Annotated in this window: 27 protein-coding genes and 1 pseudogene; 9 read left to right on the top strand and 19 right to left on the bottom strand. The window is 37.7% G+C overall.

Annotated elements, in window-relative coordinates:
* Window positions 1-15: 15 nt before the first annotated feature.
* The 3 genes from BMY13_RS15215 to BMY13_RS15205 all read right to left on the bottom strand — a co-directional run bounded on the left by BMY13_RS15215 (window position 16) and on the right by BMY13_RS15205 (window position 2,177).
* Window positions 16-612 carry a class I SAM-dependent methyltransferase gene (locus BMY13_RS15215; RefSeq protein WP_092494200.1) on the bottom strand — a complete coding sequence of 199 codons (597 nt, stop codon included), beginning with the start codon at window positions 610-612 and terminating at the stop codon, window positions 16-18.
* Between the two features lie 356 nt (window positions 613-968).
* Complete coding sequence (locus BMY13_RS15210) at window positions 969-1,289, bottom strand: thioredoxin family protein (RefSeq protein WP_092494199.1); 321 nt, start codon at window positions 1,287-1,289, stop codon at window positions 969-971.
* Window positions 1,290-1,361: 72 nt separating this feature from the next.
* The gene (locus BMY13_RS15205; protein ID WP_092494198.1) at window positions 1,362-2,177 is read right to left on the bottom strand and encodes a DUF368 domain-containing protein; all 816 of its coding nucleotides are present in this window, start codon (window positions 2,175-2,177) and stop codon (window positions 1,362-1,364) included.
* 171 nt (window positions 2,178-2,348) lie between these two features.
* Here BMY13_RS15205 and BMY13_RS15200 point away from each other — a divergent pair, with 171 nt between their 5' ends.
* Window positions 2,349-2,678 (top strand): PadR family transcriptional regulator, encoded by a 330-nt coding sequence (locus BMY13_RS15200; protein ID WP_092494197.1) that lies wholly within the window; start codon window positions 2,349-2,351, stop codon window positions 2,676-2,678.
* Window position 2,679: 1 nt separating this feature from the next.
* Window positions 2,680-3,381 (top strand): DUF1129 family protein, encoded by a 702-nt coding sequence (locus tag BMY13_RS15195; protein ID WP_092505619.1) that lies wholly within the window; start codon window positions 2,680-2,682, stop codon window positions 3,379-3,381.
* Between the two features lie 21 nt (window positions 3,382-3,402).
* On the opposite strand, the gene BMY13_RS15190 is transcribed toward BMY13_RS15195, so the two are convergent.
* The gene (locus BMY13_RS15190; RefSeq protein ID WP_092505617.1) at window positions 3,403-4,581 is read right to left on the bottom strand and encodes a CapA family protein; all 1,179 of its coding nucleotides are present in this window, start codon (window positions 4,579-4,581) and stop codon (window positions 3,403-3,405) included.
* A 125-nt stretch (window positions 4,582-4,706) separates the two neighbouring features.
* Window positions 4,707-5,855, bottom strand: coding sequence for a thiolase family protein (locus tag BMY13_RS15185; protein ID WP_092505615.1), 1,149 nt, complete (start codon window positions 5,853-5,855; stop codon window positions 4,707-4,709).
* A 257-nt stretch (window positions 5,856-6,112) separates the two neighbouring features.
* Here BMY13_RS15185 and BMY13_RS15180 point away from each other — a divergent pair, with 257 nt between their 5' ends.
* From BMY13_RS15180 to BMY13_RS15165, 4 genes are all read left to right on the top strand, one after another.
* Entirely contained in the window at window positions 6,113-6,271 is a 159-nt protein-coding gene (locus BMY13_RS15180) for a YfhE family protein (protein ID WP_092505613.1), read from the top strand.
* A 281-nt stretch (window positions 6,272-6,552) separates the two neighbouring features.
* On the top strand, window positions 6,553-7,473 hold the full coding sequence (locus BMY13_RS15175) for an ABC transporter ATP-binding protein (RefSeq protein ID WP_092505611.1): 921 nt from the start codon (window positions 6,553-6,555) through the stop codon (window positions 7,471-7,473).
* Window positions 7,466-8,431, top strand: a complete 966-nt coding sequence (locus BMY13_RS15170; RefSeq protein ID WP_092505609.1) for an ABC transporter permease — start codon at window positions 7,466-7,468, stop codon at window positions 8,429-8,431. Before BMY13_RS15175 ends, BMY13_RS15170 begins: the two co-directional genes overlap by 8 nt.
* A gap of 123 nt (window positions 8,432-8,554) precedes the next feature.
* Window positions 8,555-8,737: a hypothetical protein gene (locus BMY13_RS15165; RefSeq protein ID WP_092494190.1), complete on the top strand. Its 183-nt coding sequence runs from the start codon at window positions 8,555-8,557 to the stop codon at window positions 8,735-8,737.
* 213 nt (window positions 8,738-8,950) lie between these two features.
* Here the strand turns inward: BMY13_RS15165 and BMY13_RS15160 are convergent, their stop codons facing one another.
* Window positions 8,951-9,229, bottom strand: a complete 279-nt coding sequence (locus tag BMY13_RS15160; RefSeq protein WP_092505607.1) for a YkvA family protein — start codon at window positions 9,227-9,229, stop codon at window positions 8,951-8,953.
* Window positions 9,230-9,312: 83 nt separating this feature from the next.
* Between BMY13_RS15160 and BMY13_RS15155 the strand changes: the two are divergent.
* Window positions 9,313-10,235, top strand: a pseudogene (locus BMY13_RS15155) (manganese catalase family protein).
* A 25-nt stretch (window positions 10,236-10,260) separates the two neighbouring features.
* Here BMY13_RS15155 and treR read toward each other — a convergent pair.
* From treR to BMY13_RS15120, 7 genes are all read right to left on the bottom strand, one after another.
* The gene (treR, locus tag BMY13_RS15150; protein WP_092505604.1) at window positions 10,261-10,971 is read right to left on the bottom strand and encodes a trehalose operon repressor; all 711 of its coding nucleotides are present in this window, start codon (window positions 10,969-10,971) and stop codon (window positions 10,261-10,263) included.
* A gap of 14 nt (window positions 10,972-10,985) precedes the next feature.
* Entirely contained in the window at window positions 10,986-12,644 is a 1,659-nt protein-coding gene (gene treC, locus BMY13_RS15145) for an alpha,alpha-phosphotrehalase (protein WP_092505602.1), read from the bottom strand.
* Between the two features lie 27 nt (window positions 12,645-12,671).
* The gene (gene treP / locus BMY13_RS15140) at window positions 12,672-14,579 is read right to left on the bottom strand and encodes a PTS system trehalose-specific EIIBC component (protein WP_245736120.1); all 1,908 of its coding nucleotides are present in this window, start codon (window positions 14,577-14,579) and stop codon (window positions 12,672-12,674) included.
* 191 nt (window positions 14,580-14,770) lie between these two features.
* Window positions 14,771-15,850: a PQQ-dependent sugar dehydrogenase gene (locus tag BMY13_RS15135; RefSeq protein WP_245736119.1), complete on the bottom strand. Its 1,080-nt coding sequence runs from the start codon at window positions 15,848-15,850 to the stop codon at window positions 14,771-14,773.
* A gap of 183 nt (window positions 15,851-16,033) precedes the next feature.
* The gene (gene typA, locus BMY13_RS15130) at window positions 16,034-17,860 is read right to left on the bottom strand and encodes a translational GTPase TypA (protein ID WP_092494186.1); all 1,827 of its coding nucleotides are present in this window, start codon (window positions 17,858-17,860) and stop codon (window positions 16,034-16,036) included.
* A gap of 60 nt (window positions 17,861-17,920) precedes the next feature.
* Window positions 17,921-19,237, bottom strand: a complete 1,317-nt coding sequence (locus tag BMY13_RS15125) for a sensor histidine kinase (RefSeq protein ID WP_092494185.1) — start codon at window positions 19,235-19,237, stop codon at window positions 17,921-17,923.
* On the bottom strand, window positions 19,234-19,926 hold the full coding sequence (locus tag BMY13_RS15120; RefSeq protein ID WP_092505600.1) for a response regulator transcription factor: 693 nt from the start codon (window positions 19,924-19,926) through the stop codon (window positions 19,234-19,236). The genes BMY13_RS15125 and BMY13_RS15120 overlap by 4 nt, the downstream gene beginning before the upstream one ends.
* A 170-nt stretch (window positions 19,927-20,096) precedes the next feature.
* Here BMY13_RS15120 and BMY13_RS15115 point away from each other — a divergent pair, with 170 nt between their 5' ends.
* Both BMY13_RS15115 and BMY13_RS15110 read left to right on the top strand, forming a co-directional pair.
* Window positions 20,097-21,389 carry a S1C family serine protease gene (locus BMY13_RS15115; RefSeq protein ID WP_092505598.1) on the top strand — a complete coding sequence of 431 codons (1,293 nt, stop codon included), beginning with the start codon at window positions 20,097-20,099 and terminating at the stop codon, window positions 21,387-21,389.
* A 245-nt stretch (window positions 21,390-21,634) separates the two neighbouring features.
* Complete coding sequence (locus tag BMY13_RS15110; protein ID WP_092505596.1) at window positions 21,635-22,396, top strand: zinc ribbon domain-containing protein; 762 nt, start codon at window positions 21,635-21,637, stop codon at window positions 22,394-22,396.
* Here BMY13_RS15110 and BMY13_RS19250 read toward each other — a convergent pair.
* The 6 genes from BMY13_RS19250 to BMY13_RS15085 form a co-directional block, all read right to left on the bottom strand.
* A complete protein-coding gene (locus BMY13_RS19250) occupies window positions 22,393-22,518 on the bottom strand; it encodes a zinc ribbon domain-containing protein (protein ID WP_139184830.1) in 126 nt (41 codons plus the stop codon). The two genes, BMY13_RS15110 and BMY13_RS19250, sit on opposite strands and share 4 nt — an antisense overlap.
* Window positions 22,519-22,647: 129 nt before the next feature.
* Complete coding sequence (locus tag BMY13_RS15105; RefSeq protein WP_092505594.1) at window positions 22,648-23,310, bottom strand: TraR/DksA C4-type zinc finger protein; 663 nt, start codon at window positions 23,308-23,310, stop codon at window positions 22,648-22,650.
* A 77-nt stretch (window positions 23,311-23,387) separates the two neighbouring features.
* A complete protein-coding gene (locus BMY13_RS15100) occupies window positions 23,388-23,834 on the bottom strand; it encodes a GNAT family N-acetyltransferase (protein WP_092505592.1) in 447 nt (148 codons plus the stop codon).
* Window positions 23,834-24,136 (bottom strand): hypothetical protein, encoded by a 303-nt coding sequence (locus BMY13_RS15095; RefSeq protein ID WP_092494179.1) that lies wholly within the window; start codon window positions 24,134-24,136, stop codon window positions 23,834-23,836. Before BMY13_RS15095 ends, BMY13_RS15100 begins: the two co-directional genes overlap by 1 nt.
* A 1-nt stretch (window position 24,137) precedes the next feature.
* Entirely contained in the window at window positions 24,138-24,827 is a 690-nt protein-coding gene (locus BMY13_RS15090; protein WP_092505590.1) for a class I SAM-dependent methyltransferase, read from the bottom strand.
* Between the two features lie 84 nt (window positions 24,828-24,911).
* The gene (locus BMY13_RS15085) at window positions 24,912-25,109 is read right to left on the bottom strand and encodes a cold shock domain-containing protein (RefSeq protein ID WP_090867773.1); all 198 of its coding nucleotides are present in this window, start codon (window positions 25,107-25,109) and stop codon (window positions 24,912-24,914) included.
* Window positions 25,110-25,157 lie beyond the last annotated feature (48 nt).

Genomic DNA, 25,157 nt, shown 5'->3' with positions numbered 1-25,157 from the left:
TAGCGAATGATCATCTTATTTTATTCCTAATGAACACACAGTATCATTTGGCTTTGTTGGTTTAATAAAAGTCTCGATAGAAGTAAAACCCGATTGATCCAGCAATGCCGTTAACTGACCTCCAATTATCTCACTTGTTTCATCTGTTGCACCTTTCTCGTGTGGTCTAATTGTTATGGCGATTTTACCCCCTTCATTCATTTGTCTGCGAATTTTTGTTAATGTATTTAATGGTTCACGCCAAAATGTAATATTGTTTATGACTAATACTTTGTCAACCTTTTGAGGTAGTGCTGAAATTTCCTCGACGTACCCTTCAATTAGTCGAATCTGGCCATTGACCAAACGTTTGTTTGACTTACGTAATGCTTGATGAACCATAGCTTCAGACGGGTCAATCCCAGTAATCGTCACAGAATTTTTCTGCTCCAGTATATACTTAATAGCCTTACCTGAACCAAAACCGATTTCTAGTATATGGTCATCATTTTTTATGGACAGAAAATCAATTGTCCATTTATTAATCTCTCTGTTTTCCTTCGACATAAACCATCCGACTAACTGACCAACACGTCCACGTGGCATAGCAAACTGTGAAAATAATTGTTCCATTATCATCGTCTCCTTTGGAATTCCTATTCCCACATATGGTCAAAAGATAACGCTGTTTTTTAAAAGATTGTTGCTTCTAATGAATCTTAACAAGTAGTTGATATTGGAGGGCGACACAGGCTAAGGTAACCGATTTGATCTGTAGTATTTAGTGTGGCTCTCTGATGACGCAGCTGGAATTGTTTAAAATACAGCGAGCAAAATCCAGCGCAGGAAATATACGTAGACTCCTGCGGGAAAAGCAACAGCTGAAACGTTGCCCTAAGGTGCGCGAAGTGTATTTCCGCAGCAGTGTCATAGCGATGAAATCTGCCAAAAAAATAACCACCCTCGATAGAGAGCGGCTATTTTTAAATTTATACTAATTGCTGATGCAGAAATGAACTTACGGATTCGGGCGATTTCGTGTCAGCACTATGCTGATGGGCTAATTTTTCGCCATTTTGGAAGATTAACATGCTCGGAATTCCCATAACTTCGTATTTTTGCGCAATTCCCTCAACTTCATCACTATTGACTTGATACCATTCATGATTATTGAATTCTTCCATAACGTCACCAATAAACATATCCATCCGTTTGCAGTCTGGACACCAATCAGCGAAAAACTTTATGATAACTGGTTTATCCGATTGAATTACTTCATTGAATTTTTCTTCTGTATCTATATGTTTCATTCATAAGCACCCCTTATTGGTATTTTCTATCTCTATTGTACCTACTTTTTGATAGCATGTCTTATAATCTGTTTAGGACTTATATTCAACTCTTCCAAGAAGGTAAGCTATTGCAAGACCTAATGCAAATGTGCCTACACTTAAAAGAATGAGTGCATTACTTGCTGGCCATCCTGGAAAGACCACAAAAATCGAACCAATAACCATACCAATGATAATAGCAAATGTTCCTGTATAGTAATTATTTAAGAAGAAGTTAACAACCTTACTCATTACCACAATACCGATTACGATTCCTACACCGGTTACAGCAATAACATCGAGCTGGAAGCTGCTTATCCCTGTCATTACTGTCTGATACACACCAATAATTAGTAACATAAATGAACCACTTATGCCTGGAAGTACCATGGCACTGCTTGCAATAAAGCCAGAGAAAAATAATAACACATATGTTGACATTGTTTTACTTTCAATTACCCCACTCTCTCCAGCGTTCAGAAAAATCATCGAACCAACAACAATAGCACCGATAATAAGTAAAACCAGATGTTTCGGTTTAAATTTATTTTTCGCATCTGCTTTTTGAAATAAATATGGAAGTACTCCCAAAATTAGCCCCAAAAAAAGAAATTGCGTTGGTGCCGGGTAATGTTCAAATAACCACTCAAGCAGATGGCTTAATAATAAAACGGCTGTCACAATTCCAATACCAAGTGGTATCAAAAAGCCTAATTGTTTTTTCCAATCTTTACTGATGAATCCATTTATAGCAGCTATTAACTGGTCATAAATTCCAAGTAAAACAGCAATGGTTCCCCCACTTACACCTGGGACCACATCACTTGCCCCCATAATTATACCTCGATAAATATTTTTCCATTCCATATGTAACGATCTCCCTTTGTAACAGTTCCAATTTCTACAAGCATACCGTTATCATATCAAATTATGTTTGCAATTCACACAAAAATTTTATATACTATTCTCATTGCTACTTTGTAATACAAGGTAGCATTTTTTAAAAAAAGTATCTTGCATTACAAGGTAGGTTTAAATATGACGTTAAGAAGTCAGTTATTAAAAGGTATTTTAGAAGGCTGCATCCTTTCTATTATTAGCCGGCAGCCAACATATGGCTATGAACTCTCGATAAGGCTACAGGAATTTGGTTTATCCGATGTTAGTGAGGGTTCGATCTATCCGATTTTGTTGCGCCTGCAAAAGGAAAAATTAGTTCAGGGAGAAATGAAGAAATCTGAATCAGGCCCTAAGCGTAAATATTATTCCTTAACCACAGAGGGGCATGAAGCATTAAAACAGTTTGTTCATCATTGGGAAAATATCAAACGGCCAGTAGATAAAATTATAGAGAAAGGAGAAATCTAATATGAATGCAAAGGCTATTATTGAGTTAAACAATGAAAAACGGGAGCAATTAAACGAGGAAAATTTAAAGTATTATGAAGATATGCTCGTGTACATACGTTTAAACACAAACAAATCTGAACAGCAAACAGAAGAGGTTTTACTTGAACTGCTAGAGCACATTCTGCAGGCCCAGGAAGAAGGGCGAACTGCTGAAGAAATTTTTGGCAAGGATCCAAAGACATATTGTAAAGAAATTATAGGGGAAATTCCTGTTGAAAATCGTAAGCGCCAAATTTTATTTATAAGTTCAATTATACTGCAGTTTCTGGCAATTATTAGCCTTACACACGGAATAATTGGATTCGGGCTTCATTATTTTTTTGATCTCGGTTCTGCCAATACAACCTTTTCGATAGGATCTGGTATTGCAATTCTCATTATCGATGTACTAATCGCTTTTTTATTCATTATAATAATTTTTAAGTGGTTAAAAAATACTGTATTTAAAGATGACAAGAAGCAAAAAAAATGGGTAGAATTCTTACAGGTTTGGGCATTTAGCACCTTTTCAATTGGACTATTTGTCCTTGTTATATATTTGATGCCTAACTTTGGAACTACGGTTAGTATTCCGACGATATACTTTGCTGGTCTAGGCGTTTTTCTTTATCTTGTATCTTTCTTAATTGAACGAAAAAAGCGTTCCATCCAACTGAGATAAGGAATAGCAGTAAGGTTATTGCTATTCCTCAATAAACTCAAGCTCTGGAACCCACTGAGACATATGGTCTTTGATTTCCTGATAGTGTTTTTCAGTATTTGCAAGTTCATCATTTGTTAGCTGGTACATCGGGGCAACCTGATAATTCGCCCAGTTGCTATACTTTACAAAGGTCGGCATCAACTGAGGTGATTTTACCTCAACTGTTTCTTTTTCACCTTTAATTGTTTTATGAATAGTAAATTTAAAAATCCCGCCAATTCGTCGATAAAATTCATCCTGACCTGATAAAAAATTACCTAACGAGTATGCGACTAACGTTTTATTTCCGTTTGCACCTTCTACCCAATCGATAGGCTGCAGGACATGTGGATGATGTCCCAAAACAACGTTCACGCCATTATCAGCAGCAAATTGGACGAGCTCTTTTTGTCCTTCACTTGGTAATCGTTCATATTGATTACCAAAATGCATGCTCAATACCACAGCATCTGCTTGTTTTTTCGCTTTCTGAATTCTGCTCGCCATTATTTCTTTATCAATTAAATTGACTAAAAAATTCTTTCCTTCTGGCACTTGTAGTCCATTTGTTCCATATGTATACGCTAAAAAAGCAACAGAAATTCCTTCATCTGTTTCATATACCCGGATCTTGTTACTGTCAGCTTCACTCTTGTATGCACCAGTGTACATCATATCAATGCTTTCCCAATGCTCTATGGCACTTTGAATTGCTTCTTCCCCGCCATCCAATGTGTGATTGTTTGCTAAAGAAACGACATCAACACCTGATTTTTTCAATACATCACCTACAGCATAAGGGCTGTTAAATGTTGGGTATGAAGACAATCCTAATAACTTACCACCAATCATTGTTTCTTGATTGGCGAATGTAATGGTTGTGTCATTTAAGAATGGTTTAACACGCTCAAGCATTGGCATAAAGTTATAGCCACTATCCGTTTGCGCATCTTCATATACAGTGTTATGGATCAGCATATCACCAATTGCAGAAATTGTAATTTCTTTATGGACTTCCTCTGGTTCTTTTGTCTCTTTTGGTACTGCTGGTTTCTTGGGTTCTGTGGTTTCTTCATTTTCTGGTTCGGCAGTTTCTTCAGGTTCTTTATCAGAACAAGCTGCAATTAAAACACATAGCAATAGCCCCAACAGAAACCACACTAATTTACCCCGTTTCATAGACTGTTGCTCCTTAGCATCTTTTACCCTAATATAACACACTTTCTATATTTAACGAATCTACTCTAAATTAATCCCATATTTATCCGTTCCTTTTACAGCTCTTTCATATGATATCTGAGACTTTAAAGTCGTTCAATTATTGTCGCATTCGCCATCCCCATACCTTCACAAATTGCCAGCAAACCGTATCTACCTTCTGTACGTTCCAATTCATTAACTAACGAAACAAGCAGCTTCGTTCCTGTAGCTCCAAGCGGATGACCAAGTGCAATTGCACCACCATTCACGTTCAGCTTATCAGGATCTCCACCAATATCGTTCAGCCAAGCTAACGGTACTGGAGAAAATGCCTCATTAACTTCATACCGATCTATCTGTTCAATTGAAAGGTTAGCCTTTCTCAGCGCCCTTCTTGTTGCTTCGATTGGTCCTGTCAGCATAAGAGTAGGATCAGATCCAACAACAGTTCGGGCTGTAATTCTTGCTTTTGGTTTCAAACCAAGTTCCTCTGCCTTTTCGCTGGACATTAATAGTACAGCACTTGCCCCATCGCTCATTTGACTTGCATTTCCAGCTGTTATTTTACCGTCTTCCTTAAAGACTGTCTTCAGCTCTGCTAGTGCTTCCTTAGTAGTATTAGCTCTTGGTCCCTCATCGGTTTTCAAAAGTTCCAGCTGTCCATTCTCATTTTCTATTTCTACCGGTACAATTTCCTGTTCAAAATTACCCTTTTTAATTGCTGCTAATGCACGCTTGTGACTTTGCAGTGAAAATTGATCTAACTCTTCTCTTGTAAACTTCCATTTATCGGCAATCTTTTCCGCCGAGATTCCCTGATTAACAATTTCATATTGTGCTGTCAATTTTTCACTTGGCTTTGTACCCTGCATATTGGAAAACATTGGTGCGCGTGTCATGCTCTCAACACCACCTGCAATCATAATACCCATATCTCCAGCCGCGATTGCCTGCGCGCCAAAGTGAACAGCTTGCTGACTTGAACCACACTGCCGATCAATTGTTACACCTGGTACATGTGATGGAAAACCAGCAATTAAAGCTGCAGTCCTAGCAATATTTCCGCCTTGCTCATTGACTTGTGTTACGCAACCTAAGATGACATCTTCCACATCACCTTTATTGATATTCGAACGTTCAACCAAATCTTCCAGTACGACTGCGGCCAGTTCATCTGATCGGTAATTTGCATACATACCTTTTCTTCTGCCTATTGCTGTACGGCAACCGTCCACAATAACAACATCTCGCATAACTACACCCCTTTTATTAAAAATGACTATTTCCATTATATCTGATTTTTTTGAAAATAAAAGGTAGTTTGTACTAATATAATCGAAGCTCACAACGAAAAGGTGTCACCAAAATATATTTTTTAAATGACACTTTTCATGACTGAGAAACGATTATATCTAGAACTACACTATATTTATAATTCCATGTTTAAATCTATATTCAATGGGAATAAAATATATAGACTGATAATCTATCACTAGAAAGGAAGTCTACTATGAGAAAAGCTCAATATCAGCCAACAAAGAACAAGCAATTACCAGATGCTCTGGAAGTTCATTATTCAAAAGAATTTAAGAAAGCAGACATTGCCGCCGGATATCGGCGGTCTCGATTTAGAGAGGCAAAAGGAGAAAATCCCGATTTAATCAAATAACCCTATTTCCCTAGGTACTCTGTACGTACTATCTCGTATGGGGTACCTTTTTTGGCAGTTAAGAAAGTATAAATCCTTTCTTACTGCATAAGTGCAACTAAGGCAATCGCCATTAAGGCTTGCACTCCAGAGTATAAGGGGTTCTAAGAAAGCAAAATACGCTTTCATAAGAATCCCTTTAACGAATGTCAAGTTTTCTAATCTAAAAATTGTGGTATAATGAAACATTTTATTAATTTGTTCGTACTTATGTATAGCATTAGGAAAGGAAGGATTTTTACATGTCAAATGCAGCCATAGAATTAATAGATTTAAAGAAAACGCTAGGCAAAAAAGAAATTATTAAGGGACTTTCTTTTTCTATTGATAGAGGAGAAGTATTTGGATTTATTGGCCCAAATGGTGCCGGCAAGACAACAACAATACGCATGATGGTTGGATTGATGCAAATTACAGATGGTGATGTTCATATACTGGGAAATAGCATCAAAACCGATTACAAGGAAGCAATCAGCGAAGTTGGTGCTATTGTCGAAAACCCTGAAATGTACCCATTCATGAGCGGATGGCAGAATCTGATGCATTTTTCCCGCATGATTCCTGGGGTTACGAAAGAACGCATTCATGAAGTAATTAGGCTAGTAGGATTAGAGAAAGCAATTAATGAAAAAGTAAAAAAATACTCATTGGGAATGCGACAGCGGTTGGGGATCGCGCAAGCACTCTTACATAAACCCTCAGTACTAATTCTGGACGAGCCTACCAATGGGTTAGATCCTGCCGGTATTCGCGAAATTCGTAAGTATATAAGAGCATTAGCCAGCGAAGAAGATGTTGCTGTGATTATTTCAAGTCATTTATTATCGGAGATCGAGCTAATGTGTGATCGCATAGGACTTATCAAAAATGGCGAACTTGTAGCGACACAGGACGTTAACGCAGCAACTGATCAGGATAGCGCAAGTCCAGTACAAATGGAAGTAACACCAATTGAACATGCAATCGAAATCCTAAAATCAAATCATGATATTGATGCAACTTCAGAAAACGGCACAATAACCATCCAGAGTGAGCGTGATACAATACCATCAATCATTAAAACACTGATAAATAATGACGTCCTTGTCTACCAGGTATCTATTACGAAATCAACACTAGAAGATAAATTCTTTGATTTGATTGGAGAGAATACAATTGAGTAATTTTTTTAAGCTTTTAGTTAACGAACAGTACAAGTTATACATACGCAAGTCAACATGGGTAATGTACATTCTTGTATCTCTCATTATTCTTGGGTTAGCTTTTCTTGCTAACTTTGCACAAGGTGCCAATGCCCCGGGCACCAATGAAAAATATCAGGATAGTAATTGGAAACAAACACTCCAGCAGGAAAATGAAGATTTAAAGAAACAAATAGAAGAAGAAGAGATGATGCAAGGCTTTAACGCACGTCAGATTGAAGAAAATAACTACTATCTTGATAATGATATCCAACCTAGCAGCTATGATGCTTGGCAATTTGTAATGGAAAATGAATTTTTGCTATCACTAGTGAGCTTATTTACCATAATCGTTGCAGCAGGAATAATTGCAAATGAATTTAAATGGGGTACCATTAAACTGCTGCTCATCCGGCCGATCACACGTACGAAGATATTATTATCAAAATATGTGTCGGTCCTGTTGTTCGCATTATTTACACTACTATATGTTTTAGTGTTTTCTTGGGTAGTTGGCATCCTATTTTTCGGGATAAACGGAATGGACCCGCATATCGTTCTTAACCAAAGTGAAAGCTATTCTTACGTATCTGTCATTCAGCAAATTATTGAAGGGTATGGATTCCAGCTTGTAACACTATTAATGATGGCAACATTTGCGTTCATGATTTCAGCAATTTTCCGTCAAAGCTCACTGGCAATCGGGATAGCTATTTTTCTCATGCTTGCTGGTAATGCGATTGTAACCTTTTTCGCAGACTATAGTTGGGCAAAATACATCATGTTTGCGAATACAGATTTGAGTCAGTATACAAATGGCACACCTTGGCTTGATGGAATGAGCCTAGGATTCTCTATAACAGTCTTGGTTGTATATTACTTAATTTTCCTTGTTCTATCCTGGGTATTTTTCACAAAAAGGGATGTGGCTGGACAATAGAATCCTTCAAAAGTTTGCAGGAGTTATGTTATAACTAGTATGAAAGGCATATTATTATTAACGAGAGATTAAAAAGTTTCATATCGTAATTATCAGTTACCTTTAATAATTGGGGTGTTTTCAGTGAAACGTTATTTATCAACCTTTTTTCTCATCCTGAGTGCTATCATACTAATTATAGGTCTGCGAATGAACCTGCAGTGGAGTGGAATAGCTGCCTGGGGCTTATCATTCATCAGTTTAATATTTGCAGCATACTATACAAAGTATATTCCAAATGACAAAAAAGACGAAAAGCAATCATAAAAAGTCGGAATGCAAACTAGAAAATTGCATTCCGGCTTTTTAGTTTTGGCTGCTATTCAAAAGATTGTTTCCTTTTCCAAGCAATGGGTCTTAGTTGATATACACTGTTACACAAGCTAAGGCTAACCCATTTGTTGTATTTAGTATTGTTCTCTGACCAGGTTCGCGAAGTGTATTTCCGAAACGTTGTGATAGCACTATAACAACCTTAATTTAATCAAATAATTCATGTTTTTCTTTTAGTGATTGAGGAGCAGAGTTAACCATTCGCTCCAAAAGGAAAATAGCAATCGTTATATCATCAACAATCCCAAATATAAACAAAAAGTCCGGGATAATATCAAATGGAATAGCGATATAGCTTATAATTAAAAGCGCATATACCAATTTAGTAATGGGTTTAATCTCTTTGGATATAAAGAAGTCTTTTAAAAATGGAATAGATTTGTGAAATTTAAATAAAAACCGAATTCGTTTTAAGTATATCCTCATTCAATGCACCTGCTTTCTCCGTATAGTTACAGTACTATTAAACAAACTATAAAAGTAGCTTATCATAAAAAAGAGGAATCGATGTGTTTCATCATATTAAGGAATTGCAATACAATGCGAAACCTTCAAAGCCAGATCCTGTATACGCAAAGAAACTGCAAGAGGGATTAGGTGGACAGTACGGCGAAATGACAGTTATGATGCAATATCTATTCCAGGGGTGGAATTGTCGTGGCGACCAAAAATACAAGGATATGATACTTGATATAGGTACAGAGGAAATTGCCCATGTGTTATCAATTACTTGACGGAGCCCCAGCGAAGGAACAGGATGAAGCAGCAAAGAATCCGGTAGTAGGAGCAGCACTAGAGGGAATGAATCGTCAGCATATTATAGTTTCAGGGTTAGGCGCTACGCCAACAGACAGTACCGGTCATCCTTGGCAGTTACTTTCTTACTGCATAAGTGCAACTAAGGCTTTCGCCATTAAGGCTTGGCGATAAGCCAAGTTTTCTAAGAATTCCCGCTAAACGATTTCAAGCGGTAATTTATTGGCTAGTTTTCGGGCAAATTTAAATGCTGAATCACAAGGAAGATTACAAGTTGTGCGTTTTATATGAATCAACAACTGATCCAGGGGTCAGAGACATGCTTTCATTCCTGATTGCACGAGACACAATGCACCAATATCAGCAGTGGATGGCTGCTATTGAAGAACTGGAACAAATTCAAAAGGCAATTGTTCCTAGCACATTCCCACAGGAAAACAAGAAACAACAGGTTTCCTATTCATTCATGAATTTTTCCAAGGGAGAAGAAAGTGCACAGGGGAGATGGGCAATCAGACCTTCCTATAATGGACAGGGTAACTTTGAATATGTAGCGAATCCAGAGGCTAAGGGTCAGGTTCCATTTCTTAAACCATCACCAGCCTATATTCACGGTACACCTCCAACCGGGAACCTGCCACCAAATACCAATAGTTCAACATTTGATAAAAGCTAACTCCTGTATAAAGGAGTTAGCTTTATTATTTTACACGTCTGGCAAAATCAACAAATCGAAATTTATCCGGACGGTGCCGTGATTCTGTATATTGAAATAAACTTGTATCCTCAAGGTATACCATGCTTTTAATTACCACAACATTAGAATAGCCTTCAAGATCCAGTAGAGCTCGGTCTTCTTCAGAAGGCTCTTCAACAACAATTTCCTTTCGGGCAAAGCTTATTTTCAATTCAAGCTGATTCTCCAGGTAATCATAAATTGAATCCTCACATATTTCCCTTGTTAATTCAGGAACATAATCCTTATTAAAATAATCTTTATCTAATATTACTTTTTCACCTGAAATCTTTCTTGCTCTAACTACCTTCCATACTGAATCACGAAGATTTATATTTAATTTTGATTGTAATTCCTGGTCCGCTTCAACGATTGCTAGTTCATTAACTATCGTATTGGCTGGTAATTGCAAGTTTGTTGCCAGTTCTTTGAAACTAACAATACCTGAGACTGGAAAGTCAAACTTATTGGTATCAATTACCACAGAACCTTTCCCACGAATCTTTTGAATATACCCATCTTGTGCCAATTGGTTCAGTGCCTTTCGGATTGTTTCCCGTGAGGTAGAGTATATCTCTGTGAGTTCGTTTTCAGATGGTAACTTTGTTGACTCTGGCCATTGATTTGACTGAATTTTTTTCACGAGTTCATGATATATCGTTAAATACTTTTGCATCGCGCTCTACCCCATTATTTCAAATAATACACAACTGACTCATATGGTCTTAATTTAAATTGATCAAACGTTTGATCAGTGTCCGGATAATTCGAGAGTAACATTTTTATATTCTCATAATTCGCTAAATCAATATGTGCTGTTACTTCTTTTCCATAGAAATTACTTACAACAAGTAAGGTTTCATTGTTCCAATTACGTTTATACGCAAATACACTATCATTATCTTTAAGTAATAATTGGTAGTCACCATATGTTATGATATCATACTTTTTCCGTAAATCTACCAACTCCTGATAGTGTGAAAAGATTGAATTCGGATTGCTTAAGGCCTTTTCCGCATTTATTTGTTCATAATTGTCTGCAACTGGTATCCACGGAGTGGTGGAAGAGAACCCAGCATGATTGCCTGCTGACCATTGCATTGGTGTCCTGGCGTTATCACGTGACTTTTGCTGAAGGATAGCCAGCACTTCATCCTCAGGTTTCCCAGAACGGAGCAACGATTCATAAGCATTTAGTGATTCCACATCACGATAGTCATCAATTTGCGTAAAGTTAGGGTTAGTCATCCCAATCTCTTCCCCCTGATAAATATAGGGAGTTCCTTTCATCATGTGTAAAGTTGTTGCAAGCATTTTTGCTGATTCGTTATGGTATTTTCCGTCATTACCGAAGCGCGAAACAACACGTGGCTGGTCATGGTTGCACCAGAACAATGCATTCCAGCCACCCCCTTCATGCATGCCGTCTTGCCACTCAGATAAAATCCTCTTTAATTTCTGGAAATCAAATGGCGCTTTCGTCCACTTTTCACCACCACGGTAATCTACCTTTAAATGATGAAATTGGAACGTCATATCAAGTTCATTCCGTTCAGGGCGTGTATAAAGCACACAATTATCCAGTGTTGTAGATGACATCTCACCAACAGTCATCATACGATGTGGCGAAAAAACAGCTTGATTCATCTCGTGTAAGTATTCATGAATCCGAGGTCCATCAGTATAGAATTTTCTCCCATCTCCAGAATAATCATTTGGAAAATGCTGATCCTTCGAAATAAGATTGATTACATCCAGGCGAAATCCATCAATTCCTTTATTAGCCCAGAATCGCATCATTTCATATAATTCTTCTCTGAGTTGGTCATTTTCCCAGTTCAGATCTGCTTGTGTTTGATCAAATAAATGCAAGTAATATTGGTTTGTTTTTTGATCAAATTGCCAAGCAGAGCCACCGAATTTCGATTGCCAATTATTTGGCACATCACCATTCGTGGCATCCTTCCAAATGTAGAAATCACGAAACTTATTATCTTTAAATTCCGATGCCTTTTTGAACCATTCGTGTTCAGTTGATGTATGATTGATAACGAGATCCATTATAAGTTTCATATCTCGTTTATGCGTTTCAGCCAGTAATTCTTCAAAGTCCTCCATCGTTCCGTACATTGGTTCAATGGAATAATAATCACTAATATCATAGCCATTATCTTTTTGCGGTGAATGATAAACAGGCGTCAGCCAAATAACGTCGACACCTATTTTTTTTATATAATCAAGCTTCTTGATAATCCCTTGTATATCGCCTACACCATTGCCTGTTGTGTCATGGAAACTCTTAGGATATATTTGGTAAACAACAGCTTTCTGCCACCATGCTTCATTCATTGCTAACACCCCGTAATTCTAGTTGTATTAATGTGTATTAAGCTTTCTTTTTGCGATTAAATACGTAATTATAAATGGCACAACGATAACAATCGCCATTCCGATAAAGAATGAAAGCATTCCATTTGCAATAGATAGGAATCCTGGAACGCCGCCTATCCCGATAGATTCTGCAGTTACATGCTGCATCGTGATGAATGCGCCAGCTATTGACGATCCAAATACCGCAGCAATAAACGGATACTTAAAACGCAAATTCACTCCAAACATCGCCGGTTCAGTGATTCCAAGCCATGCAGATAGACCTGAAGTACCTGCAAGTCCTTTTAGTTTTTCCTCTCTTGCAACGAGCATCATCGCGAAGGCTGCAGCACCCTGAGAAATATTAGATAATGCCAGAATCGGCCACAGAAAAGTGGAACCAGTGCTGCCGATCAGTTGCAGATCAATAGCCAGGAAGGTGTGGTGCATACCTGTAATAACCATTGGTGCATATATTGCTCCATAAACAAGACCACCAATCAATGCAAACTGATCAAATAATGCTACAAGTCCATCAGTGATTCCGTTTCCGATAGCAAAAGTGATTGGGCCTATAATAATAAATGTTAGGAATCCAGTAACCAGCAGTGCAACAGGTGCTACCACAAGTAATTGTAATGAATCAATAACACGTTTTTTCATAAAGATTTCAATTTTCGCAAGAACCCATGATGCAAATAACACAGGGAGGACTTGGCCTTGATAACCGATTTTATCCACTTCAAACCCGAACAGGTTCCACTTTGGAATTTCGCCTGCTTCCAAAGCATCACCGTAAGACCATGCATTGAGAAGTGCCGGGTGAACCATTATCAGTCCGAGAACAACACCGAGCAATTCATTACCGCCAAACCGTTTGACAGCTGACCAACCAATTAATGCTGGTAAGAAGGTAAATGCCGTATTTGCTATTATATTAATCATATCGGCTAATCCAGCCCATTGCGGGTACATTTCCACAATCGGTTGATCAGCAAAAACCGGATTTACAAGTATATTATTGATACCCATCAGTAGACCAGCAGTTACGATTGCAGGTAAAATGGGAATGAAAACATCAGCTAATACCTTGATAGCCCGCTGCAGCAGATTCTGTTTTTGCGCGGTAGCTGCTTTAACGTCTTCCTTAGAGGCTTCACCAATATTCGTTTGATTAACCATTGCAGCATATACCTTGTCAACAGTTCCTTGGCCGATTACCACTTGAAACTGACCGTTAGCTGAAAATGATCCTTTTACGATATCCATGTTTTCCAGAGTATCTTTATTAACTTGATCTTCATCCGATAACGCAAAACGAAGACGTGTCACACAATGAGTGGCAACGTTAATGTTTCCCTCGCCACCTAGTGCTTCAACAATTTCACTCGCTTCTTGGCTGTATTGATCCGTTCCTGTTGCTGGTACTTTTTCCTCAGTGGCATTCTTTGTCTGCACATTAAATAATCTTGATTGGCCACCGACAACTGTTGAATCATTTATTTTTTCGAAAAATTCCAGTTCACTGCCATTTGTGATAATTACCGGCGTAATTACATCAGTTGCTTTTTCTCGGATAAAGTCTACGTCAAATGTAATTAGAGGATCCCCGATTTTCACTTGATCGCCTTGTTTCACATGTGCTTCAAACCCCTTACCATCTAAAGAAACCGTATCAAGACCAATATGAATTAATACCTCTACACCAGAGTTTCCTCGAATTCCTACAGCATGCTTTGTAGGAAAAATCTGAACAACTTCCCCATCCAATGGTGCTACTACTTTACCATCACTAGGGTCAATTGCCAGACCATCACCCATCATTTTTTCAGAAAAGGTTGGATCTGGAACATCTTCAAGTTTTTTTATCTGACCACTAATTGGCGCATAGATCACTTCTTTATTATTTACCACAGGAATACCTCCCTAATTTTTAGAAACTTTTTTAAACATGTATATACAAGTAACTCATTTAAGTTTAACTTGTATATACATGTTTTGCAAGGGCTTTCATTAATAAAGAAGATATTTTCTTCTGAAATCTGATGACTTGCCGAATATCTATATAAAAACTACCTTGCATAGTCTGTGCAAGGTAGTTCATTCTAGTCTAAATCGTTATATGGTAAGAATAGCAACCTGTCGTCATTTGCTGCCGGGTCTCCACGACCATCCGTATTATTTGTCAGGAAATAGATTCCTTCGTTAGTGGCGAGAGCGTCACGAACTCGCCCTACATTCGAAACTATTAGCTTCTGGGTCTTGTTTGCTGGGTCAAACCGGCGTAGCCCCTCACCTCTTAATGAAGCAAAGTAGAAAAAACCATTATGATACGTCATTCCAGAAGGTGCCCAGGTATTTTCACCAGAATGAATAATCGGACTCTCCATATTAGCAGCTGTTTCATCACCCTGAATCTCCGGCCAGCCATAATTACTCCCTTTAATTATTCGGTTAATTTCATCATGTGCACTTGAGCCATGTTCCGTTGCGAACATTTCATCTGCTTCATTCCACGCCATTCCCTGTGGATTACGATGTCCAAACGTAAATACATAGGAATCTTCAAACGGGTTATCAGCTGGAATAGACCCGTCAAGGTTCATCCTTAAAATTTTCCCAGCTAAACTATCTAGGTCCTGTGCCAATTCGGGTTGTGTCGCATCACCGGTTGTTATATACAGTTTATTATCTGGCCCAATTTCAATACGACCGCCCTGGTGGAACTGCCCTCCAGGAATCCTATCTATTAACACAGATGTTTCTTCCCATTGTTCGTCTGACTCCTTAATTGTAACTACCCTTTGATAGTACTGATTATCTTCCTGATAGGAATAATAGGCAAAAGCTTTATTAGTTTCACTAAAATTTCCAGGAACAGCAATGCCTAATAATCCCGCTTCTGCCTGGTTAGATAGGTCCTTTGAAAATTGTACCTGTTTACGTGTCTGTTCACCTCTTTTAATCGTAACAATTGATCCGATTCGCTCGCTTACGTAAAATGCGTCATTTAGTTTGGCAATCTCCCAAGGCTCCTGAAGATTTTTAGCAATAACTTGAAGATCCCCTTCTGTATTTGGAATATCAACAATTGCCTCATCTGATTGTTGCTGTCTTTCTTCATCTTGAGAACAAGCGCTGGCTATAAACATGAATGTGAAAATTATGATTAAATATCGGGTCAAGGAATCACCTCACAATTGATTACTTCGTTCAGTTTACCTTTAAAGAGGACTTGTTTCAATATTTAAGTGTGGATTCAGAGCACCATCTGCTCATTCCTAGCTTCCAATGATAAGCCGTCTGTCTGTTAATAAAGCAAAAACGGCAGAAGCACTATGATATGCCCCTGCCGTACAAATTCAATATTAAATTTTTGCTTTTTTTGATGCTTTTTGGCGTTCACTATTGTTCAATATTTTTTTACGAAGACGAATTGATTCTGGTGTTACCTCACAATACTCATCATCATTCAAATATTCGATTGCTTCTTCTAATGACATCTCTCTAGTCTTTCTGATCGTAGATGTCTGGTCTTTGGTTGCTGAACGAACGTTCGTCAAATGCTTTTCTTTTGTAATATTAACAGTTAAATCATTTTCACGATTATGCTCGCCAACAATCATTCCAGCATAGATTTCTGTACCAGGTTCTACGAAAATCACTCCACGATCCTCAAGCTGCATGATGCCATAAGTCGATGCTTTACCTTGTTCCATTCCAACAAGTACACCTTCACGGCGGCCGCCAACCTGTCCTTTAGCGAAAGGCTCATAAGCGTCAAATGTGTGATTTATGATACCATAACCGCGTGTCTGTGACATAAACTCGGTTGAATACCCGATTAATCCACGTGATGGCACTTTAAATTCCAAACGAACTTGGCCGTTACCCTGGTTAACCATATCAAGCATTTCGCCTTTACGTGCACCAAGCGATTCCATGACAGACCCTGTGTAATCTTCAGGAACATCTACTTGGACGCGTTCAAATGGCTCACACTTTACTCCATCAATCTCTTTAATGATTACTTGTGGCTTAGAAAGCTGTAATTCAAAGCCTTCGCGACGCATGTTTTCAATCAGAATTGAAAGGTGCAGTTCACCACGGCCTGAAACGGTCCATGCATCCGGCGAATCGGTTGGTTCAACACGTAAGCTGACATCCGTTTCCAATTGCTTCATCAGGCGTTCTTCAATTCTCCGAGATGTGATATATTTACCTTCACGACCAGCAAATGGGCTATTATTAACAACAAATGTCATTTGCAGTGTTGGCTCATCAATACGCAACCATGGTAATGCTTCTGGATGATCATGTGCACAGATTGTTTCACCAACATTTATATCATCCAAACCAGCTATTGCGACGATATCGCCACCTTTGGCTTCCTCAATTTCAACTCTCTTTAAGCCTGTGAAGCCAAACAGTTTACTGATACGGAAGTTTTTTTGCGTGCCGTCTTTTTTCATTACAACAACCTGCTGTCCGACACTTATTTTACCTCGAACCACACGCCCTACACCGATTCTTCCGACATAGTCATTATAATCGAGTAGTGTAATCTGAAACTGCAACGGCTCTTCTTGGGTATCAGCAGGTGCAGGAATATGCCCCATTATCATTTTGAAAACCGGATCCATTGTTTCCTGCTGGTCATCAGGCTCTTCCCCTGACGTTCCGTTTATTGCTGAAGCATAAACAACTGGGAATTCCAATTGGTTATCATCTGCTCCTAATTCAATAAATAGATCCAATACCTCATCAACAACCTCTTGTGGTCTTGCGTTAGGTCGGTCTATTTTATTTAAAACGACAATAGGCGTCAATTTTTGTTCCAACGCTTTCTTCAATACAAACCGCGTTTGCGGCATTGTACCTTCATACGCATCAACAACTAATATAACACCATCTACCATTTTCATAATACGTTCTACTTCCCCACCAAAATCTGCGTGGCCAGGCGTATCTAAAATATTAATAGCTGTGTCATTATATTTAATCGCTGTGTTCTTTGCCAAAATGGTAATTCCACGTTCTCGTTCAATATCGTTGGAGTCCATGGCACGTTCATTCACTTGTTCATTCTCACGGAATGTTCCTGAGTATCTCAGCATCTGATCAACAAGTGTTGTTTTGCCATGGTCAACATGGGCGATAATTGCGATATTACGAATATCTTCTCTTAATTGCATAAAAGTACGCTCCTCTATTATTACGGGGTGAATCAAACTATCCAATTGTAACACAAAAATCTAATTAGTAAAAGAAAGAATAAATTTAGCACCGCCAAGCTTAGATTCGTGTACCATGATTTTCCCGCCTGATTGTTCAATAATAGCACGTGCAATTGCTAGTCCTAAACCAGTTTCCCCATTATTACCTTTTACAAACCGGTGGAAAATATGTGGAAGTAAATCCTTTGAAATTCCCTCGCCATCATCTTCAATAACAATTGTAGATTTTTCAACAGTTATATCAACACGCGTCTTTGCATGGCGAATCGCATTGAAGGTTATGTTTAATAATGCACGTAGAACCTTTTCCTGATCAACGAACAGTGAACTGCCCTCATCCACCTCTTGATTAATTGTTATATTTTTTTCATTAACCATCGGTAACGTTCGGTCCATCACTTGATTAATTAGTGTCGAAGTACTAACATTTTCCGGTTGATAAGCGGTTTGTTCACTATCAAGTTTCGCCAAAAGGATCATTTCATTTATAATCATTTTGAGCCGTTTAACTTCCGTGACCATCATATCCAGCCCTTTTTCCTGTTCCTGCTCATCAAAGACCTTATCGCGTATCCCCTCTGCATAACCTTGTATTGTCATTAGAGGTGTCTTTAATTCATGGCTCGCATTCTGGAAAAAGGCTTGCTGAGAATTTACGTAACGTTGAAGTTCAGATGCCATTTCGTAAACACTTTGCTCCACTTCTTTTATTTCACCGGTTGCTTTGATTGATTCAAGTTCATCAAATTTACGATTTTCTATTTTCTTTAGTTGACCTTTTAATCTGCTTAAAGGCGTTACCAATTTATTCGTTAGGAAATAACTAAGGAATACAGCTGCAATTGCTCCAATTATAAAGACAATCATCAGCCGTTGAAAAAAGTCCTGTTGTACTGCCTGTAAATCATTTATCGGAGTTAATAGAATTAATTCCAATCCAGTACTTTCTGGGTTAAATAATATACGTGAAGTGACGAATTTATTATTTCCAATTTCCCATATTTCCTTTTGATCGTCTGCAAAATTATTATTTGCTGAAAATCCATTTACATACCTCGGAGGCATTGTTGAATCCAGTACACGATTCTGATGACGATTATATAGGAAAAGATCCAAATCCTGCTCATCAAGAAAATCACTGAATCCCTGTAAACTGTTCCCTCTGCCATTTTCATTTAGGACTTGAACCAGCAATTCACCATTTTGTTTTAATTCAGCCTGCTCATCCTCAATTAGCATATCCATAAGTAAAGAGTAGATGACAAGTCCTGTAACCGTAAGCATTACGAGGAGTAAAGTTGTAAAAGCCAGATTGAGCTGTGATTGAAGTTTCATGTCTGATCCTCTTCACTGCGCAGACGATACCCATATCCCCATACAGTTTCTAATGGAATATCACTCAGCTTTTTACGTATCCGTTTAACCAGATCATCAACAGCTCGATCACTGCCAAAATAATCTTCTCCCCAAATCTTTACTAGCAACTCTTCACGTGAAAAAGCACGATTTACATTTTCAGCAAATAATAATAGCATATCAAATTCTTTAGTAGTTACATCCTGTTCCTCACCACTCCAAAAAATTCTGCGGTCACTCTCATGAATTAACAGATTGTCGACCTTTAATCTGTCATGTCCGACTTCACTCATTTTCAATTGTGGCTGGGTGCGTTTAAAAACCCTTTTCACACGTGCAAGTAACTCTCGCGGACTAAATGGTTTGGTTAAGTAGTCGTCCCCACCCAACTCCAGTCCAAGGATTTTATCAATCTCATCGTCTTTTGCAGAAATGATGATGATTGGTACATTACTTTCGTTTCTGATATTTTTACAAAATTCATACCCATCCATGCCAGGGAGCATTATATCCAGTATCCACATGTCTGGAGGTTGTGTCTCCCAAAGTTCCCATGCTTTCTCTGCAGACTCCATAACCGTTACATGGAAGCCTTCTTTTTTTAAATAAGCAGAAACTATGTTTTGAATATTCGTATCATCTTCTACTACACCAATGTGACTATTCATGTCATCGCCCCCTTAAACGTCATATTATTCTTATTTATATTTTTACATAAGTTAGTATTTGTGAACACTAATAAGCAAATTACACACTTTTTCCATATTTATACCAAATTCATACCAAATATAAAACCTATAATAAGAATTGTACTATACATGAAAAGGGTGATGTTTTTATGGAACGCAACGATAATGATAATAATAAAGAGTTGGAAGAAAACACTTTAGATAAACAAGAACAAAAGACAGAAGCAAATCCTGGTATTGCAGAAACAGCAAGACAAAATGCTAAACCAAAGCAGGACAAACCTAAACAAAAATCAGGTGTCAAAACACTTATGAGCGGAATTGCTGGTGGTGTGATTTCAGCAGTAATAGTTGCTTTATTATTCACAACAAACATTATTCCATTAAATCAGCAGGAAAATAGTAATTCTGCTTCTTCAGAAAGCAATGAGCAAACAGCACCTGAAATAGCGGAAACGGTGTCATCAGACAGCTCAAATATTGCTTCCAACATGGATGAGGCATCCAAGGCAGTAGTAGGAGTTATCAATAAACAGCAGCAAAGTGTATGGACCCAAAGCCAACAAGCAGGTGCTGGTTCTGGTATAATTTATAAAGAAAAAGACGGAAAAGCGTATGTCGTAACAAATCAGCATGTTGTTAAAGGTGCAGAAGAAGTAGAGATTGTTTTAAATAAAGATACTCGTATTTCAGCAAAAGTCTTGGGAACAGATTCATTTACAGACTTAGCTGTACTTCAAATTGATGGTAAAAAAGTAAACACAGTAGCTGACCTTGGTTCTTCAAAGAATTTAAAAGTTGGTGACACTGTAGTAGCTATCGGAAATCCACTAGGAATGAATTTCGCCAACTCAGTCACAAAAGGTATAATTAGCGGCCTTGATCGGTCAGTAAGTATTGATACAAATGGTGATGGACAGCCAGACTGGATTACTGAAGTTATTCAAACTGATGCAGCAATTAACCCAGGTAACAGTGGTGGTGCTCTCATCAATTCTAAAGGTGAAGTAATTGGAATTAACTCTATGAAAATAGCAAAGACATCAGTAGAAGGTATTGGTTTTTCCATACCAATTGATGAAGCACAGCCAATTATGAAACAACTTGAAAAAGATGGCGAGGTAGCACGTCCATTCATTGGAATCAGTACTGCATCAATGGGCCAAGTGCCACCGCAATATCGTGATCAAATTCAACTCCCGGAAAATGTTGAAGGCGGTATGGTAGTCGCCAAAGTCCAGCAAGGTTCACCAGCAAGCCAAGCAGAACTGCAACAGTTTGACGTTATCACCAAAATTAATGGTAATAAAATAACATCCATTTTGGACCTGCGAAAATATTTGTATAATGAAACAAAAATTGGTGAGTCAGTTGAGCTAGAGATCTACCGGGATGGTGAACCTCAGAAAATAGCATTAGAGTTAGTCAAGCGTGAACAATAATTACCCCCTTTTTTTAAACTTGCAGTGAAAAACACTGCAAGTTTTTTTATTTCTAACTGCATAAGTGCAATCAAGGCATTCCCCAGTAAGTCTTGGAGAATAATGCCAATAACAATAAACTTTTATTAAACAGCCTTGTTATTAAAAGAATATATTACCTATTTATGTTAAATTTATTATATAATGTGAAATAGAAGAGTATATTGCACTATTAACCAGTAATTAATTATAAAGGAAGTGATTCTATGCAATGCCCTTCATGCGGTCAACAAACAGCGGAAGGAAAGTTTTGTACTAATTGCGGTGCTCAATTAGTCAAGGATAATCAATATGAATCAGTCGCTGCTGTCAGCACTACTCCATCAACTAATCAAAATCCAAACGAAACAGTTGAGAAATTGAAGACTACCGGATCTAATTTCGGCCATTTTTTTGTAACACTAGTTAAAAACCCAAGTGAAGCAAAAAAAGCTAATGGATCTGATATGAGTTCAGGAATAATTACATTTGTATTATTTTCATTATTAATCGCTTTAAGCTACCATTTGATTCTTAGTACCATTCAAATGGGGTTCTTTATGCAAATAACATTTTGGGATAGTTTTATTTTGCCATTTATAATTTTCAACATTTTGTACGTACTGATTGCTGGATTAACATTCGCTGGTACAAAGCTCTCCGTTCAAGCAGTTACGTTTCCAGATGTTATCGCCAAATATGGTGCATATTTAGTCCCGTTTTTACTTTTATATACTGCGGGAATACTATTTTGGCTAATTGGCCTTCCATCAATAGCTGGAATGCTTTTACTTTTAAGTATTCTTAGCACACTGCTTATTGCACCTACATTTATTTTAGTAGAACAGACACCTAATGGATTTGATCGAATTTATGTATTGATTGGGTTACACATTATTATTTTATTAGTGTTTGGATTTTTCATACAATCATTCATGAATTCAATGCTCGGAAACTTTATGAACATGATGTTTAATAACGGTTTTTAAAAGTAGAAAAGCTCCTCAAAACGAGGAGCTTTTTTTGTTGTAAAACCATCTAACATTTTAGAGAGGCCTGTCTCAGTCATAGGTACTATTTTCTGATCGGCATTGGTACCGCCACATTTAATACATGATTTACCATTGTAATTAGAAAACTCAGTTTTTCATTCATAAATTTCCTTCACGTAGTAAGAAAGTATTTTTACTATCTTACTACAAAAAAATTCGTACACAGGGAAAACTTAAGCTGTGCACGACTATTCTTCTTCATATTTCTGATGATTAGGTGTCACTCCTATAAAATCACCGTCCCGGTCAGCTGCAAGATAACTCTCCTCATCCTCGACATTGCCCACATTTTCATCACTGTTTGGGTACATTTCATTATAGCTATCCTTTTCACCATAAAAATCGGATGGCGATTCAGATGTTCCATACCTGCTTACTTCCTGCCAAGCATCTTCTGCATCGTAGCCAGTCTGTTCTTCTTCCGTAACCTCATTAGGATTAATGTTAGGACTAAAAACTTGTTCCTCAACAGGACGATCACCCATAAAATTACCGTGTTCCGCATGATCCAGACATCGGTCTGCAGTAGGAACTGCCTGTAGCCGCTCATACGAAATATCCTCACCACATTTACTGCAAATACCGTATGTTCCATCCGCAATAGCATGAAGGGCGGCATTGATATCTTCGAGTTCTTTTTCAGCATGTTCATTCAGTGCTATATCTTTTCCCCGTTCAAACATTTCTGTTCCTTGGTCTCCGGGATGATTATCATAATTTGACAACTCACTCATCGATTCTTTTATTAATTCGAGATCAGTGCCAAAGTGGTCTTGAACATGATTGATTAATTCTGATTGTCGTTCCAATAAAGCTGCTTTACATTGATAAAGTTGATTGTTATTTATCACAGCAGTCAGCCTCCATTTCATGTGATTAAAATTGGCTCGCTAACTATACTATGTGAAAAAATATAAAGGTTGATACCTTATTTTGCCTCCCAAATCATGTCAATATGGGGAATTCCATCCTCCAAATACGACTCTGTAACCTGTTCAAAACCTAGCCCTGAGTAAAAATCTTTTAAGTATTCCTGCCCTTGGACTTTAATCCTTTTTTCATTCCACTCGTTTAATACATAATCTATTGCATTTTGCATAATTTGACGGGCATATCCTTGACGACGAAATTTTTCTGCAACTGATACACGGCCTATTGAAACTTCCACATACTTGGAATTACTTGGAAGTATACGGACGTTTACGGCAAACTCACCATTTATTTTCAAAAAAAAGTGTAATGCAAGTTGATCATAATTATCTAGTTCAGGATATGGACAGTCTTGTTCAACTACAAAAATATCCACCCTTAATTTCAACAATCCGTATAATTCATCATTCGTTAGTTCATCAAATGACTTTATTGACCATTCCACTATCTTTTCACTTCCTTATCAATTTCTTCCTGTACGATAAAAGCCAAGTCGTCATTACCAAACAGCTGAAGCACATTAAGTACCGTTTGGCTTGGTATTTCTTCAGATTCCTTCTTAGGGACAGTTAATTCTAATGCTTCTCTAAGTGCATCATTTTTCGTTTGTGAAGGATACGCTTTTTCATACAATGATTTTGGATCAAGATCGTTGTTAATACACCATTGCGCATATATAAGAATCATCATTTTCTCATCTTGCTGGTAGTTTTCAATTACCTGTTGCTCAACTTCTTTTTCATCCATTTTATTCACCTACTTTTCGCAGCATAAATACCCATAGAAATGTTAAAGCCTGTTTAAGTTCCAGGGTTAAATCCTTATAGTGGTGCTCTTTTACTTCTTCTTTAAAAACACCAAATCCATCGACATATTGTAAATTATTTTCAGATGCAAGTTTTTGGAATTCCCAAGGCATCATCGTATTACAAATCGCTTTTTCACCTTGAAGTCGAGGGTAACTATTTGTTCTTGGCCCTGCTGTCGGTCCAAGAATTCCAACGCACAGTAAACCATCTTTTTTAAGGACTCGATGAAACTCACGTACAGCTTTCTCAGGGAATTCCGTCCATTCCAGAACATTAATTGCCATAATACCCTCACAACTATTGGCGTTAAACGACAGTTCCCCAGCATCTCCTTGCATAAATTTTATTTCTTCTTTATTTAATCGTTGCTTTGCCCGTGCAATCATTTCAGTTGAAAGATCCATTCCTACTACATTATATCCTAACTTATGTAATTTGTAGGATCCATACCCATCTCCACATCCAATATCAATAATAGTGCTCCCTTCATCCAAATGCTTCTTTATAAAAGGAACGATGTCTTTTCTGCTGCCATTATCCCACATATTTGTACTACGTTCATTCCAAAAAGCTGCACGGTTATCCCACTGAACTTCAGCTTCTTTTTGCCAATTAAATGAATATGCCACGAAATCCCTCCAATTAAGAATATTTTCAGTTTAAACTAAAAAAAGGTTTACCTCACGAAGAGATAAACCTTTTTGTATCATCTATTATAGACGTGTTACGTTAGCTGCTTGTGGTCCGCGGTTGCCTTCAACGATTTCAAACTCAACGTCTTGACCTTCTTCAAGAGTTTTGAAACCTTCTGCATTGATTGCTGAGAAATGTACGAATACATCGTCTCCGTCTTCGCGTTCGATGAAACCGAATCCTTTTTCAGCGTTAAACCATTTTACTTTACCAGTCATTAAAATGACCTCCCTATATACAAATATCGTGCAAAGTAATTGAATCAT

Origin of the sequence: Virgibacillus subterraneus, assembly GCF_900110695.1 — a bacterium.
GTDB classification, from domain to species: domain Bacteria; phylum Bacillota; class Bacilli; order Bacillales; family Amphibacillaceae; genus Lentibacillus; species Lentibacillus subterraneus.
Note: the sequence above shows the minus strand (reverse complement) of the source record. Positions and strands in the feature narration are given on the sequence as shown.